At 65.9% G+C, this 14,541-nt stretch carries 13 protein-coding genes; 9 read left to right on the top strand and 4 right to left on the bottom strand.

Features of this window, described 5'->3' with window-relative positions:
* Positions 1-276 precede the first annotated feature (276 nt).
* From recX to AABM56_RS06555, 3 genes are all read right to left on the bottom strand, one after another.
* Positions 277-729, bottom strand: coding sequence for a recombination regulator RecX (gene recX / locus AABM56_RS06565; protein WP_347883917.1), 453 nt, complete (start codon positions 727-729; stop codon positions 277-279).
* 65 nt (positions 730-794) lie between these two features.
* The gene (gene recA / locus AABM56_RS06560) at positions 795-1,838 is read right to left on the bottom strand and encodes a recombinase RecA (protein ID WP_133859788.1); all 1,044 of its coding nucleotides are present in this window, start codon (positions 1,836-1,838) and stop codon (positions 795-797) included.
* An 86-nt stretch (positions 1,839-1,924) separates the two neighbouring features.
* Positions 1,925-2,425: a CinA family protein gene (locus tag AABM56_RS06555; RefSeq protein ID WP_133859789.1), complete on the bottom strand. Its 501-nt coding sequence runs from the start codon at positions 2,423-2,425 to the stop codon at positions 1,925-1,927.
* A 165-nt stretch (positions 2,426-2,590) separates the two neighbouring features.
* Here AABM56_RS06555 and AABM56_RS06550 point away from each other — a divergent pair, with 165 nt between their 5' ends.
* From AABM56_RS06550 to fdxA, 9 genes are all read left to right on the top strand, one after another.
* Positions 2,591-3,628 (top strand): substrate-binding domain-containing protein, encoded by a 1,038-nt coding sequence (locus tag AABM56_RS06550; RefSeq protein ID WP_133859790.1) that lies wholly within the window; start codon positions 2,591-2,593, stop codon positions 3,626-3,628.
* 57 nt (positions 3,629-3,685) lie between these two features.
* A complete protein-coding gene (locus AABM56_RS06545; RefSeq protein WP_133859791.1) occupies positions 3,686-4,468 on the top strand; it encodes a sugar phosphate isomerase/epimerase in 783 nt (260 codons plus the stop codon).
* A complete protein-coding gene (locus AABM56_RS06540; RefSeq protein WP_133859792.1) occupies positions 4,461-5,390 on the top strand; it encodes a sugar kinase in 930 nt (309 codons plus the stop codon). The genes AABM56_RS06545 and AABM56_RS06540 overlap by 8 nt, the downstream gene beginning before the upstream one ends.
* A 43-nt stretch (positions 5,391-5,433) precedes the next feature.
* A complete protein-coding gene (locus AABM56_RS06535; protein WP_133859793.1) occupies positions 5,434-6,717 on the top strand; it encodes an MFS transporter in 1,284 nt (427 codons plus the stop codon).
* Between the two features lie 14 nt (positions 6,718-6,731).
* On the top strand, positions 6,732-7,715 hold the full coding sequence (locus tag AABM56_RS06530) for an NAD(P)-dependent oxidoreductase (protein WP_133859794.1): 984 nt from the start codon (positions 6,732-6,734) through the stop codon (positions 7,713-7,715).
* Between the two features lie 53 nt (positions 7,716-7,768).
* On the top strand, positions 7,769-7,975 hold the full coding sequence (locus AABM56_RS06525) for a hypothetical protein (RefSeq protein WP_133859795.1): 207 nt from the start codon (positions 7,769-7,771) through the stop codon (positions 7,973-7,975).
* A gap of 64 nt (positions 7,976-8,039) precedes the next feature.
* Positions 8,040-9,989 (top strand): ATP-binding protein, encoded by a 1,950-nt coding sequence (locus AABM56_RS06520; protein ID WP_347883916.1) that lies wholly within the window; start codon positions 8,040-8,042, stop codon positions 9,987-9,989.
* Between the two features lie 92 nt (positions 9,990-10,081).
* Complete coding sequence (gene mutS, locus AABM56_RS06515; RefSeq protein ID WP_133859797.1) at positions 10,082-12,658, top strand: DNA mismatch repair protein MutS; 2,577 nt, start codon at positions 10,082-10,084, stop codon at positions 12,656-12,658.
* Positions 12,659-12,726: 68 nt separating this feature from the next.
* On the top strand, positions 12,727-13,050 hold the full coding sequence (fdxA, locus tag AABM56_RS06510; protein ID WP_059314069.1) for a ferredoxin FdxA: 324 nt from the start codon (positions 12,727-12,729) through the stop codon (positions 13,048-13,050).
* A gap of 405 nt (positions 13,051-13,455) precedes the next feature.
* Here fdxA and rpoS read toward each other — a convergent pair whose 3' ends face one another.
* Positions 13,456-14,448 (bottom strand): RNA polymerase sigma factor RpoS, encoded by a 993-nt coding sequence (rpoS, locus tag AABM56_RS06505; RefSeq protein WP_133859798.1) that lies wholly within the window; start codon positions 14,446-14,448, stop codon positions 13,456-13,458.
* Between the last annotated feature and the right edge of the window lie 93 nt (positions 14,449-14,541).

The raw sequence follows: 14,541 nt of genomic DNA, 5'->3' as shown, positions 1-14,541 counted from the left end.
ATAGGCCGCTCTTACAGACACTGATTTGACTGTAGGAGCGGCCCATGGCCGCGATGGCTCTGAACTCGATTCGTGTCCTGGCAAACGCACGGAAAATGGCGCCTCCTTTCCATTCGGCATCACCGCGAAGCGCGCCCTCACCCCAACCCTCTTCCTCAGGGAGGAGGTTGGTCGTGCGCGCGTTCATTTTCCGCAATCAATCACTCACCTTGGGCGGGATGGACCTGCAGGCTGGCGCTGGGCGCAGCGAAGCCCAACACCGCAAGCCACAACCCACTACCGCCGGCTCAGCACCCGGTTGATTCCGTCCATGGCATAGCCTCGGTAGGCCAGGAAACGCCCCTGCTTGGCACGCTCCTTGGCATCGGCCGGCGGCGTACCGAATTTCCGGCGCCATACCTCTTCCAGCTGCGCCTGCCAGTCCACGTCCGCTTCGCGCAGGGCCATCTCCACCTGCTCTTTTTTCAGGCCACGCTGGCCCAGTTCCTCGCGGATGCGCATGGGCCCGTAACCGGAGCGGGCACGGCTGGCGATATAGCTCTCCAGATAGCGACTTTCATCGAGCAGGCCATCCTCGGCCAGGCGATCGAGTACCGGACCAAGCAGTTCCTCCTCGGCCCCGCGCCGACGCAACTTGCGCGACAGCTCTTCACGGCCATGCTCGCGACGCGCCAGCAGATCCATGGCGGCGAGACGGATGGCAGCGGTGGTATCCAGCGGATTGCCCAAGGGTGATCCTCCTCATACGAAAACCCCCGCACGGGGCGGGGGTCGTCTGGAACACTGGCAGGCGATCAGAGATCGACGTCAGCGCCTTCTTCAGCAGCTACTTCGGCTTTCTGATTGGTCGGCTGGCTCAGCAGCTTTTCGCGGATCGCCTTGTCCACGGCGCCCTTGATCTCGGGATTGTCTTCCAGGAACTTGGCAGCGTTACCCTTGCCCTGGCCGATCTTGCTGCCCTGGTAGCTGTACCAGGCACCCGACTTCTCGATCAGACCCAGCTGCACGCCCAGATCGATGATCTCGCCGTTCAGGTAGATACCCTTGCCATAGAGGATCTGGAACTCGGCCTGGCGGAACGGCGGTGCCACCTTGTTCTTGACCACCTTGACGCGGGTTTCGCTGCCGATCACCTCGTCGCCTTCCTTCACCGCGCCGATGCGACGGATGTCCAGGCGGACCGACGAATAGAACTTCAGGGCGTTACCGCCGGTGGTGGTCTCGGGGTTGCCGAACATCACCCCGATCTTCATGCGGATCTGGTTGATGAAGATGACCAGGCAGTTGGCGTTCTTGATGTTGCCGGTGATCTTGCGCAGCGCCTGGGACATCAGACGCGCCTGCAGCCCCACGTGCATGTCACCCATCTCGCCTTCGATCTCGGCCTTGGGCACCAGAGCGGCCACGGAGTCGACGATGATGACGTCGACCGCGTTGGAGCGCACCAACATGTCGGTGATTTCCAGGGCCTGTTCACCGGTATCCGGCTGGGACACCAGCAGGTCGTCGACATTGACGCCCAGCTTGCCGGCGTAGTCCGGATCCAGGGCATGTTCGGCGTCGACGAAGGCGCAGGTGGCGCCCTGCTTCTGGGCCTGGGCGATGACCGACAGGGTCAGGGTGGTCTTGCCCGAAGACTCGGGACCGTAGATTTCGACGATCCGGCCCTTGGGCAGACCACCGATGCCAAGGGCGATGTCCAGGCCCAGGGAACCGGTGGAAATCGCCGGAATGGCCTGGCGCTCGTGATCGCCCATGCGCATCACGGTGCCCTTACCGAATTGCTTTTCGATCTGTCCCAAGGCCGCGGCCAGGGCACGCTTTTTGTTGTCGTCCATTAGATTCCTCTCGGAGAAAGAAGGGCCAGACGGCCGTGGATACCTGTATAAGTGAACAGTATTAAACCATATTCACCCCCTGGTTGCTACACCTGAGGGCCTTTTTCCTCGGTCAAGAAGGCCAATAAAACCTCCAGCGCGCGGACCTGGGTCTGCTGGCGAACGACGGCGCGATCACCCGCAAATACCTGCCGTTCGGTGTGCAATTTTTCGCCGTCGCGCCAGGCCAGCCAGACGGTACCGACCGGCTTGCCCGGCACCGCGCCGCCCGGCCCGGCGATACCGCTCACCGCGACCGCGAAGCGGGCACCGGCACGCTGTTGCGCGCCCAGCGCCATGGCCGCCACCACCTCCTCACTGACCGCGCCGACCTGCTCGAACAGCGCCTCGGGCACGTCCAGTTGCAGGGTCTTCTGGCGGTTGGAGTAGGTGACGAAGCCGGCCTCGAACCAGGCCGAGCTGCCGGCGATGCGGGTGATCGCCTCGGCGATGCCGCCACCGGTGCAGGATTCGGCAGTGGTGACCTGGGCGCCGGCCGCCTGCAGGGCTTCACCCAGTTGTTGGGCGAGACTGTCGAGGGAGTCCATCGAGACCTTCCTGTGCAAAGGAGAACATAAAAGGTGACCGCGGCCAGCGACCGCCTGCGGCGACCACTGGTCGGCCTGCACCTTAGACCGGCTTGCCGGTCCGCGTGAGAAGAGATTTACTGAAACCGGTTTCAGGCACCTACAAAATCCTAACAGCGGTACGCCATGAACGATGTCTTTCTCCCCGGTCCGCGCGCCACCCGTGCGACCATCGCCGAAGTGGCCGCCGCCGCCGGCGTGTCCAAGGCCAGCGTGTCTCGCTACATCAGCGACGATCGCCGCCTGCTGTCCGATTCCCTCGCCGCGCGTATCGAGCAGGCCGTGGTCGCCCTCGATTTCCAGCCCAACCAGATGGCCCGTGGTCTCAAGCGTGGTCGCAGCCGCCTGATCGGCATGCTGGTGGCCGATCTGCTCAATCCCTATTCCACCGCGGTGATGCATGGCGTGGAAACCGCCTGCCGCCAGCAGGGCTATTCGCTGCTGATCTGCAACACCGACCAGGACGCCCGCCAGGAGCGCCAGCAACTGGCCGCGCTGCAGTCCTACAGCATCGAAGGCCTGATCGTGAACACCTTTGGCCAGCACGCCGCCGACCTGCGCCACCTGGGCAGCCGCCTGCCGCTGGTGCTGCTGGATCGCGAACTGCCGGGCGTCGAGGCCGATCTGGTCGGCCTCGACAACCACCAGGCCATCGCCGACGGCGTGGCCCACCTGCAGCGTCAGGGGTATCGCGACCTGTTACTGGTCAGCGAACCTCTGGACGGCACCAGCTCCCGCCGCCAGCGGCTGACGGCCTTCGACGCGGCCCTGGCCGACCATCCTGGCTGTCGTGGCGGGCATTGCGCCCAGGCCGACGATGCCCTGGCCTTGCAGACGGCACTGGCCGCCTTTCTCGCCAGCCCCGGCCCCGGACCCAAGGCGCTGCTCACCGCCAATGGCGTGGCGACCCTGGCGACGACCCTGGCGCTGCAGGCCCTGGGCGAACCCCTGTTCGAACGCCTCGGCCTGCTCGCTCTCGACGACCTCGACTGGTTTCCCCTGGTGGGTGGCGGCATCAGCGCCCTTGCCCAGCCGACCCATGCCCTGGGCATAGCCGCCTTCGAGCGGTTGCAGCGGCGGATCGACGGGGATCGCAGCGCCCCGGTGCAGCAGACCTTCGGCGCGGAATTGCGCATCCGTCAGTCGACTCGCGCCCGAACCTAGAGGCACCTTTCGCCCTTTTGCTCGTCTTTTGTTGAAACCGGTTTCAGGAGAACAACAATGCCACCGGAGATCGCCATCACCACCTCGGCCTTTGGTGCCGACGGGGTCCGTACCCAGGGTCAGGCCGCCTGGCTCGACCTGATCGCCGCCGCGGGCGCCACCCATGTGGAAATCCGCGCCGAACTCTTTACCGAGGCGCCCGATTTCGCCGCCTTGGGCGCCGCCATCCAGGCAGTTGGTCTGAGCTGTGTCTATTCGGTCCCCCTCGAACTCTGGCCCGAAGCCGGCGCGGCCCTCTCGCCACGTCTGCCCTCGGCCCTCGCGGAAGCCTGCCTGCTGGGCGCCGATACACTCAAGGTGTCCCTCGGGCACTACCGCGCGGCGGCCGATCTGGTGCCGCTCGCCAGCCTGCTGACGGGCGACGGCCCACAGCTGCTGGTGGAAAACGACCAGACCGCCCAGGGCGGCCGGGTCGAGCCACTGCGCGCCTTCATCCAGGCGGCCCGGGCAATCCAGTTGCCGGTGGCGCTGACCTTCGACGTCGGCAACTGGCGCTGGCAGGACGAAGACCCTTTGCAGGCTGCTCGCCTGCTCGGCCCCGACGTCCGCTACCTGCATTGCAAGGCGGTGCGCCGGCGGGCCGGTGGCCTGCACGCCGTACCGCCGGAAGCCGCCGACCTGCTGGCCTGGCAGGGCCTGATGGCGCACTTCCCCAGCGGCCTGCGCCGCGCCATCGAATTTCCGCTGATGGGGGCGGATCTGCTGGCCGAGACCCGCCGCCAGGTAGCGGCGCTACGCACCCTGGATGGGCAGACCCGGGAGGAGCGCCGGCATGGCTGACATCGACATCCTCGCCTTTGGCGAAACCATGACCATGTTCGTCGCCGAGACGCCGGGCGAGCTGGCCACGGTCGACCAGTTCGGCAAGCGCATCGCCGGCGCCGACAACAACGTGGCCATCGGCCTGAGTCGCCTGGGCTTCAAGGTCGCCTGGCTGTCGCGGGTGGGCGATGATTCCTTTGGCCGCTTCGTGCGCGCCAGTCTCGAGGCCGAGGGCCTGGACTGCCGCCGCCTCACCGTCGATCCCCGGCACCCCACCGGCTTCCAGCTCAAGTCCCGCGCCACCGATGGCAGCGATCCGGTGGTGGAGTACTTCCGCCGCGGCTCGGCCGCCAGCCACCTCAACATCGAAGAAGACTTCGACCCCAGCCTGCTGCAGGCGCGCCACCTGCACGCCACCGGTATTCCACCTGCCCTTTCGCCCAGCGCCCGCGCCTTCAGCCGCCACCTGTTGCAGGCCATGCGCGACGCCGGCCGCAGCATCTCCTTCGACCCCAATCTGCGGCCGTCGCTGTGGGACAGCGAAGACCAGATGCGCCGCGAACTCAATGACCTCGCCGCGCTGGCCGACTGGGTGCTACCCGGCCTGGCCGAAGGCCGGCTGCTGACCGGTTACGACACCCCGGCGGACATCGCCGCCTTCTACCTGGATCGCGGCGCCAAGGCCGTGGCCATCAAGCTCGGCCCTGAGGGTGGCTACTGGCGCACGCCCGACGCCGAGGGCGAGGTCCCCGGCGTAGCGGTGGCCGAGGTGGTCGACACCGTTGGCGCCGGCGATGGCTTCGCCACCGGCTTCGTCAGCGCTCTGCTCGACGGTCTCGACGTCGCCGTCGCCGTCGCCCGCGGCAACTGGATCGGCGCCCGCGCCGTGCAGGTGGTCGGCGACATGGAAGGATTGCCCTACCGCCACGAACTCCCCTGATCGACACCAACCCCCTGACAAGAACAATCAAGCAGGTGACCCCATGAACGCTTCCCCTCTCGCTCCACGCCGCTGGTGGTATCTGATGCCGGTGGTCTTCATCACCTACAGCCTGGCCTATCTCGATCGGGCCAACTACGGCTTCGCCGCGGCCTCGGGCATGGCCGACGACCTGGGCATCACCCCGGCGATGTCCTCGCTGCTCGGTGCGCTGTTCTTTCTCGGCTACTTCTTCTTCCAGGTGCCCGGCGCCATCTATGCCGAGAAGCGCAGCGTCAAGCGACTGATCTTCTGGAGCCTGATCGCCTGGGGCGGTCTGGCGACCCTCACCGGCTTGGTACCCAACGTCACCCTGCTGATCGCCATCCGTTTCCTGCTCGGCGTCGTCGAAGCGGCGGTGATGCCGGCGATGCTGGTCTATCTCTGCCACTGGTTCACCAAGCGTGAGCGTTCCCGGGCCAATACCTTTCTGATCCTCGGCAATCCGGTGACCATCCTCTGGATGTCGGTGGTCTCGGGTTATCTGATCCATGCCCTGGATTGGCGCTGGATGTTCATCATCGAAGGCCTGCCGGCGGTGATCTGGGCCTTCATCTGGTGGCGCCTGGCCGCCGAGCGGCCCAAGGATGCCAAGTGGCTCGCCGCTGACGAAAAGGCCCGCCTGGAAGAGGCGCTGAAGGCCGAGCAGCAGGGCATGAAGCCGGTCAAGAACTACGCCGAAGCCTTCCGTTCGCCCAAGGTCATCCTCCTGTCGCTGCAGTATTTCTGCTGGAGCATCGGCGTCTATGGCTTCGTCATCTGGTTGCCGTCGATCCTGCGCCAGGGCGCCCAGCTGGACATCGTTCAGGCCGGCTGGCTGTCTTCGCTGCCCTATCTGGCCGCGGTACTGGCCATGCTCGGGGTGTCCTGGGCCTCGGACCGCATGCAGAATCGCAAGCTGTTCGTCTGGCCGCCGCTGCTGATCGCCGCCCTGGCCTTCCTCGGCTCCTTCGCCCTCGGCACCCAGCACTTCTGGTGGTCCTATGCCCTGCTGGTGGTCGCCGGTGCCTGCATGTACGCCCCCTACGGCCCCTTCTTCGCCATCGTTCCGGAGATCCTGCCCGGCAACGTCGCCGGCGGCGCCATGGCGCTGATCAACAGCATGGGCGCCCTGGGCTCCTTTGCCGGTTCCTACCTGGTGGGCTATCTCAACGGCGTGACCGGTGGTCCCGGCGCGTCCTTCGGCTTCATGGGCGGCGCCCTGCTGGTGGCCGTGGTCCTGACCCTGCTGCTGCGCCAGGAACCGGTCACCCGCGCCGCGGCGCTCAAGCCCGCCACCAGTCACTAGAGGAAGCGCTGTCCATGAAAAAGAAGGTGATCCACTACAAGGCCCTGTCGCCGGCGCTGACCGCGCGACTGGACGAAGCCTTCGATCTGGAATACGTCGACGTCAAGGCGCCAGGCGGTGAGGCCCGCCTGCGCGAACGCCTGCCCGAAGCCCAGGGGCTGCTCGGCTCCAGCTACAAGCTGACGCCCGAACTGCTGGACCTGGCCCCCCGGCTGGAAGCCATCGCCAGTGTCTCGGTCGGCTTCGACAGCTATGACCTGCCCTATCTGGAGCGTCGCGGCATCCTGCTCTGCAACACCCCGGATGTGCTCACCGAAAGCGTTGCCGACGCCGCCTTCGCCCTGCTGCTCGCCACTGCGCGGCGCATCGTCGAACTGGCGGACTGGGTCCGCGCCGGCCAGTGGCAGGCCAGTCTGGGCGAGGCGCATTTCGGTTGCGACGTTCATGGCAAGACCCTGGGCCTGGTGGGCATGGGCCGCATCGGCCAGGCCATCGCCCGCCGCGCCCACCTGGGTTTCGGCATGCATGTCAACTACACCGCCCACGCCGCCAAGCCCGAGGTGGACGAGCGCTTCGGCGCGCGCTTCCTGCCGCTGCCCGAGTTGCTGGCGAGCTGCGACTTCCTCTGCATCACCGTACCCCTGAGCGACGAGACCCATCACCTGCTGGGCGCCGCCGAACTGGCCCGGTTGCCGGCCCACGCCATCCTGATCAACGTCTCGCGCGGCCCGGTCATCGATGAAGCCGCCCTGATCGCCGCCTTGCAGGAAGGCCGACTGCGTGGCGCCGGGCTGGACGTCTTCGACCGGGAACCCGTGGCGTCGGACTCGCCCCTGCTGCAGCTGCCCAACGTGGTGCCCACGCCGCACCTGGGCTCTGCGACCCGGGAGACGCGCGAGGCCATGGCCCGTTGCGCGGTGGACAACCTGCTGGCCGCCCTGGGCGGTCAGCGACCGGCAAATCTGGTCAATCCGCAAGCCTGGACGCGGCGCGAGTGAGCCTTGGCCGTCATTTGTGGTCAGACAAGTATCATCACAACGGAGAACGCCCCATGACCGCCTTCGACGATCCCCAAGCCTTCGTCAACCGCGTGCGCGAGCAGGCCGCCGATGCCGAACGCAGCGGCGACATTCCGCGTCTGCTGCAACTGGTCGATGAGCTGGCCACCGCCTTCGAGCGCCAGGCCCGCAGCACGGCGGCGGACAACGCGGGCGTGGTACGCGCGGTCGAGGAATTCGAGCGGCACGAGGGCACCTGAGCCGGCCTGCCGGTCGTGACCCGTTCGATACCGTGAGCGATCAGCGCCCCGAGGTCTAGCGCCAGTGCCCATTGCCACCCATACCCTGCTCGGCCGGCTGCTCAAGCTGGTCCCGCGGGAGACGCCGGCTTCCTTGCGCTTTCTGGGCGCTACCCTGCTGATCGCCATCGCGGCCGGAATCCGCCTGAGCCTGGGCATCGACAGCCTGCCCTATCTGCTGTTCATTCCCTTCATCATGGCCGCGGCCTTCTGGTTCGGCCTGGGTCCCGGCATCTTCGCCACCCTGTTGTCGGTGCTGCTGGCCGAGACCCTCTTCGTCAAGGCACCCGCCTATTTCGCACTGTTCTCGGAACGCTGGGTGTCCCATGCGCTGTTCGTGCTGGTCAACGTCATCATGACGGTGGTCTGCGCGGCCCAGCGCCGCAGCCTGGAGTCCCTCTATCGCTTCGCCGGCAATCTCGGCGAACAGGTCACCCTGCGCACCCGCCAGCGTGATCTGATCTGGCTGGCCAGCCCCGATCTGCTCTGTACAGCGACCCTGGAGGGCCAGCTGCTGGACCTCAATCCAGCCTGGACCAGCACCCTGGGCTGGAGCGAAGAGCAGTTGCGCCACGAGCCTTTCATGGCCTTCGTGCATGTCGAGGATCGCGCCCGCACCGAGACGGCCCTGGAACGCCTGAAGCACGGCGAACCGGTGTTCGGCTTCGAGAATCGCTATCGGCATCGAGAAGGCGGCTATCGCTGGTTGTCGTGGAATTCGGTGTTGCAAGATGGCCTCATCTATTCTGCCGTTCGCGAAGTCACCGCCATCCGTGAGCAACAGGAAGCCCTGCGCCAGACCGAGGAACAGCTGCGCCAGAGCCAGAAGATGGAAGCCGTGGGCCAGCTGACCGGAGGCATCGCTCATGACTTCAACAACCTGCTGACCGGTGTGATCGGCAGCCTGGACATGCTCAGTCTGAGACTGGAACAGGGCCGCTTCACCGATCTCGAGCGCTATGCCAGTGGCGCCAAGGGTGCCGCCGAGCGCGCCGCGGCCCTGACCCACCGCCTGCTCGCCTTTTCCCGTCGCCAGGCGCTGGATCCCTCGGCCACCCAGACCAACGCACTGGTGCTGGGCATGGAGGAACTCATCCGCCGCTCGGTCGGCCCCCAGATCGAGATCCATATCGAACTGGCGGAGGCGTTGAATCTCACCCTGTGCGATCCCCATCAGTTGGAGAACGCCCTGCTCAACCTGTGCATCAACGCCCGGGATGCCATGCCCGAAGGCGGGATGCTGCGCATCGTCACCGCCAATCGCCGACTCAACGACGCCCAGGCCGCCGCGCTGGAATTGCCGGCTGGCGACTATGTGACCCTGGCAGTGCTCGACACCGGTTCCGGGATGCCGCCCGCGGTGCTGGCGCGGGCCTTCGATCCCTTCTTCACCACCAAGCCGGTGGGCATGGGCACCGGGCTTGGACTGTCGATGATCTATGGCTTCGCCAGGCAGTCCGGCGGGGTCGCCCATATCGCCTCGGCACCCGGCCAAGGCACCACCGTGACCCTCTATCTGCCGCGCCTGGTGGAGCCTTCAGCGTCGTCGGTGGAGACGCCGTCGGCTCCAGCGCTGCGCTATCCCGACGGCATGACCGTCCTGGTGGTGGACGACGAACCTCTGGTGCGCATGCTGGTGGACGAAGCCCTGCGCGAACATCGCATCCATACCCTGGAGGCGCCCGATGCCGCCGCGGCGCTGCAGGTACTGGAATCGGATATCCCGCTGGACTTGCTGATTGCCGATGTCGGCCTGCCGGGCGGGCTGAGTGGCTGCCAGCTCGCCGCCCTGGCCCGGGAACGCCGCCCGGGTCTGATGGCCCTGCTGATCACCGGCTATGCCGAGGCAAACCTGCCTGGCGAGTCCCTGCCTGTCGCGGACGTCGAGGTGCTGGCCAAGCCCTTTACCCTGGAACGGCTGATGGCCCGCATCGATCAGCTGCTGGCTGCCCGCGAACAAGGGCCGCAGGCCTGATACCGCTGCCTTGAGCCGAGCGGGGCCGACAAACGCCGCCAGTTGGTGGACAATACGCGGCTATCCACAGGCAACCGGATCGAAACACCCGCATGAGCGATCTCTCCGCGCACACGCCCATGATGCAGCAGTACCTCAAGATCAAGCATCAGCATCCCGAACAGCTGCTGTTCTATCGCATGGGCGATTTCTACGAGCTGTTCTATGACGACGCCCGGCGTGCCGCCAAGTTGCTCGACATCACCCTGACCGCCCGCGGCGCCTCGGCCGGCAAGTCCATCCCCATGGCCGGTATCCCCTTCCACTCCGCCGAAGGCTACCTGGCCAAGCTGGTCAAGCTCGGCGAATCGGTGGTGATCTGCGAGCAGATCGGCGACCCCGCCACCAGCAAGGGCCCGGTGGAACGCCAGGTGGTGCGCATCATCACCCCTGGCACCGTCAGTGACGAAGCGCTGCTGGACGAGCGCCGCGACAACCTGCTGACCGCCGTGCTGGGCGACGAGCGCCTGTTCGGCCTGGCCGTGCTGGACATCGCCAGCGGCCGCTTCACCGTGCAGGAACTGGCCGGCTGGGAGACCCTGCTGGCCGAGCTTGATCGTCTCAATCCCGCCGAGCTGCTGATCCCCGACGACTGGCCCGCCGGCCTTCCCGCCGAGAAGCGGCGTGGCGTGCGCCGCCGGGCGCCCTGGGACTTCGACTGCGATTCGGCGCTCAAGAGTCTCTGCCAGCAATTCGGTACCGGCGACCTCAAGGGCTTCGGCTGCGACAAGCTGGGCCTGGCCCTCGGCGCCGCCGGCTGCCTGCTGGCCTATGCCAAGGAAACCCAGCGCACCGCCCTGCCGCACCTGCGCAGCCTCAGGCACGAGCGCCTGGACGACACCGTCATCCTCGACGGCGCCAGCCGCCGCAACCTGGAGCTGGACGTCAACCTGGCCGGTGGCCGCGACAACACCCTGCAGTCGGTGGTGGACCGCTGTCAGACCGCCATGGGCAGTCGTCTGCTGACCCGCTGGCTGAATCGGCCGCTGCGCAATCGCGCGGTGATCGAGGCGCGCCAGGACGCCATCACCTGCCTGCTGGAAGGCTATCGCTTCGAGACGCTGCAGCCGCAACTCAAGGACATCGGCGACCTGGAGCGCATCCTCGCCCGTATCGGCCTGCGCAACGCCCGCCCGCGCGACCTCGCGCGCCTGAGAGACGCCCTGGCCGCGCTGCCGGCGCTGCAGGAGGGGTTGACGCAGATGATCGCCCCGCACCTGCTCGACCTGGCCAAAAGCATCCAGACCTATCCGGAACTGGCTGCGACCCTGGCTCGCGCCATCATCGACAATCCGCCGGCGGTGATCCGCGACGGCGGCGTCATCAAGCGCGGCTACGACAGCGAGCTGGACGAGCTGCAGACCCTGAGCGAAAACGCCGGCCAGTTCCTCATGGACCTGGAGGCCCGGGAAAAGGCCCGCACCGGCCTGCAAGGCCTCAAGGTCGGCTACAACCGCGTCCACGGCTATTTCATCGAGATCCCCAGCCGCCAGGCCGAGTCGGCACCGGCCGACTACATCCGCCGCCAGACCCTCAAGGGCGCCGAGCGCTTCATCACCCCGGAGCTCAAGGCCTTCGAAGACAAGGCGCTGTCGGCTCAGAGTCGCGCCCTGGCGCGGGAAAAGGCCCTCTACGAAGCGCTGCTGGAGGAACTCATCGGTCACCTGGCGCCCTTGCAGGACAGCGCCGCGGCCCTGGCCGAACTGGACGTCCTGGCCAACTTCGCCGAGCGCGCCCTCAACCTGGACCTGAACAAGCCACGCTTCGTCGCGGAGCCCTGCCTGAAGATCGGCCAGGGACGTCATCCGGTGGTGGAGCAGGTGCTGGAAACGCCCTTCGTCGCCAACGACGTCACCCTCGACAACGACACCCGCATGCTGGTGATCACCGGTCCGAACATGGGCGGCAAGTCCACCTATATGCGCCAGACCGCGCTGATCGTGCTGCTGGCCCATGTCGGCAGCTTCGTCCCGGCGGCGAGTTGCGAACTGTCCCTGGTGGATCGCATCTTCACCCGCATCGGCTCCAGCGACGACCTGGCCGGTGGCCGCTCCACCTTCATGGTGGAGATGAGCGAGACCGCCAACATCCTGCACAACGCCAGCGAACACAGCCTGGTGCTGATGGACGAGGTCGGCCGCGGCACCAGTACCTTCGACGGCCTGTCCCTGGCCTGGGCCGCCGCCGAGCAACTGGCGCGCCTGGGCGCCTGGACGCTGTTCGCCACCCATTACTTCGAGCTGACCGTGCTGCCGGAAGGCCAGCCGAGCGTGGCCAACGTCCACCTCAACGCCACCGAGCACAACGACCGCATCGTCTTCCTGCACCATGTGCTGCCCGGTCCGGCCAGCCAGAGCTATGGCCTGGCCGTGGCCCAACTGGCCGGCGTGCCGGAGGACGTCATCCTGCGCGCGCGGGAGCATCTCGCCCGCCTGGAAGCGGCCAGTTTCAACGGTGAGGTGGGTGCCCCCTTGCCGGTAAGCGCGCCGGCCAAGGGTCGTCCGTTGCAGGCCGATCTGTTCGCCAGCGCCACCCATCCTCTCATCGAGGAACTGGAACGCCTGCAGCCGGACGACATCACACCCAGACGGGCCCTGGAGCTTATCTACGAATGGAAAAAGCGTATCTGAGTTAACGGATACGAGGGTTCCGGCAATGCTGCTAGAATCCGCCGCCTTAGCCTGAGGAGAACGAGCAGATGACCTTCGTCGTCACTGACAACTGCATCAAATGCAAATATACCGACTGCGTGGAAGTCTGCCCGGTGGACTGCTTCTACGAAGGCCCCAACTTCCTGGTGATTCACCCGGACGAGTGCATCGACTGCGCCCTGTGCGAGCCCGAGTGCCCGGCCCAGGCGATCTTCTCGGAAGACGAGGTACCGGCCGGCCAGGAAGCCTTCATCGAACTCAACAGTGAGCTGGCCAACATCTGGCCGAACATCACCGAGAAGAAGGAAGCCCTGCCCGACGCGGCCGAATGGGATGGCAAGACCGGCAAGCTCGCCCAGCTCGAGCGCTAGGCCGCGCCTGGAAATCCGGGCCAAAAAAAGGGGGCGGATCGCTCCGCCCCCTTCGTCCCTGTCCCTGTAATCCTGTCACCGTCCTGGTGAACCTCGTCCCGAGGTGATCCCGATCCGCTTCCTGCCGATCCGTGTCGTCCCAGACACAGCGCCGATAGTACGCCTCTGCCGAAGGCTGGCAATCTGCCACAGTCGGTCACGGTGAGCGCGCTCAGCACGCCCCTCGAAACAAAAAAACGTTACGCAGCAAGCACTTGGCTATTAGTCGAGCTGCTCAAGCGATACTTTCCGGCAGCCTGAATCGATGCATGCTTACGCGGACTGTAAGCCTTGGCTTACAACGACACGCAGAAAAAAGCCCGGATAAATCCGGGCTCCGTTTGGCTGACATTCAGCTAGGCATGTTCAGAACAGCGAATCACTGGACAGGCCATTGCGCTCGAAAATCTCGCGCAACCGCTTGAGCGCCTCGACCTGGATCTGCCGGACCCGCTCGCGGGTGAGCCCTATCTCCTGCCCGACCTCTTCCAGGGTGCAGGCTTCATGACCACGCAGGCCGAAGCGACGCACCACCACCTCGCGCTGCTTTTCCGGCAGCTCCAGCAGCCACTGGTCGATGCTCTGGTTGAGATCCGAATCCTGCAGCAATTCGCAGGGATCGGTGGGGCGGTCGTCGGTCAGGGTGTCGAGCAGGGTCTTGTCGGAATCGGGGCCGAGGACCATGTCAACCGAGCTGATCCGCTCGTTCAGGCCCATCACCCGCTTGACGTCCGCTACCGGCTTTTCCAGCAGGGCGGCGATTTCCTCGGGTGAAGGCTCGTGGTCGAGCTTCTGGGTCAGTTCGCGCGCGGCGCGCAGGTGCAGGTTGAGTTCCTTGACCACATGGATCGGCAGGCGAATGGTGCGGGTCTGGTTCATGATCGCCCGCTCGATGGTCTGCCGGATCCACCAGGTGGCATAGGTGGAGAATCGGAAACCCCGCTCGGGATCGAATTTCTCCACGGCGCGAATCAGCCCGAGATTGCCCTCCTCGATCAGATCGAGCAGCGACAGACCGCGATTGATGTAGCGTCGAGCGATCTTCACCACGAGGCGCAGGTTGCTTTCGATCATGCGCTTGCGACCGGCGGGATCGCCACGCTGGGCAAGACGGGCGAAATGCACTTCCTCCGCTGGTGACAGCAGCGGCGAAAAGCCGATTTCGTTGAGATAGAGCTGAGTGGCGTCGAGCGCTCGGCCGTAGTCGGCCAGTTTCGCCCCCCGCAAGACCTGGTTGCCGCGCCCGGAGAGCGCCTTGGTCATGGCTGAATCGGCGGATTCCTCACCGAAGGGATTGGAATCGAGAAGCAGGACATCATCGCCGAGGTCGTACTCGGTTTCTTGTTTGTTCTGGATCATCTTGAGTAACCCTTGCTCGTCTGCGCTTCGAACCAGGGCGTATCGATACGTTGCCGATGCGCCATGACTCGCCCCCAAAAAGCTGCGGGATCG

Source organism: Pseudomonas aestiva (assembly GCF_039908605.1).
GTDB lineage: Bacteria > Pseudomonadota > Gammaproteobacteria > Pseudomonadales > Pseudomonadaceae > Chryseomonas > Chryseomonas aestiva.
Note: the sequence above shows the minus strand (reverse complement) of the source record. Positions and strands in the feature narration are given on the sequence as shown.

Excerpts from the sequence above, each read along its gene's own strand:
- mutS (WP_133859797.1), top strand. The coding sequence starts at position 10,082 with ATGAGCGATCTCTCCGCGCACACGCCCATGATGCAGCAGTACCTCAAG.
- recA (WP_133859788.1), bottom strand. The coding sequence starts at position 1,838 with ATGGACGACAACAAAAAGCGTGCCCTGGCCGCGGCCTTGGGACAGATC.
- AABM56_RS06550 (WP_133859790.1), top strand. The coding sequence starts at position 2,591 with ATGAACGATGTCTTTCTCCCCGGTCCGCGCGCCACCCGTGCGACCATC.
- AABM56_RS06535 (WP_133859793.1), top strand. The coding sequence starts at position 5,434 with ATGAACGCTTCCCCTCTCGCTCCACGCCGCTGGTGGTATCTGATGCCG.
- fdxA (WP_059314069.1), top strand. The coding sequence starts at position 12,727 with ATGACCTTCGTCGTCACTGACAACTGCATCAAATGCAAATATACCGAC.
- AABM56_RS06530 (WP_133859794.1), top strand. The coding sequence starts at position 6,732 with ATGAAAAAGAAGGTGATCCACTACAAGGCCCTGTCGCCGGCGCTGACC.
- rpoS (WP_133859798.1), bottom strand. The coding sequence starts at position 14,448 with ATGATCCAGAACAAACAAGAAACCGAGTACGACCTCGGCGATGATGTC.
- AABM56_RS06540 (WP_133859792.1), top strand. The coding sequence starts at position 4,461 with ATGGCTGACATCGACATCCTCGCCTTTGGCGAAACCATGACCATGTTC.
- AABM56_RS06555 (WP_133859789.1), bottom strand. The coding sequence starts at position 2,425 with ATGGACTCCCTCGACAGTCTCGCCCAACAACTGGGTGAAGCCCTGCAG.
- AABM56_RS06545 (WP_133859791.1), top strand. The coding sequence starts at position 3,686 with ATGCCACCGGAGATCGCCATCACCACCTCGGCCTTTGGTGCCGACGGG.
- AABM56_RS06525 (WP_133859795.1), top strand. The coding sequence starts at position 7,769 with ATGACCGCCTTCGACGATCCCCAAGCCTTCGTCAACCGCGTGCGCGAG.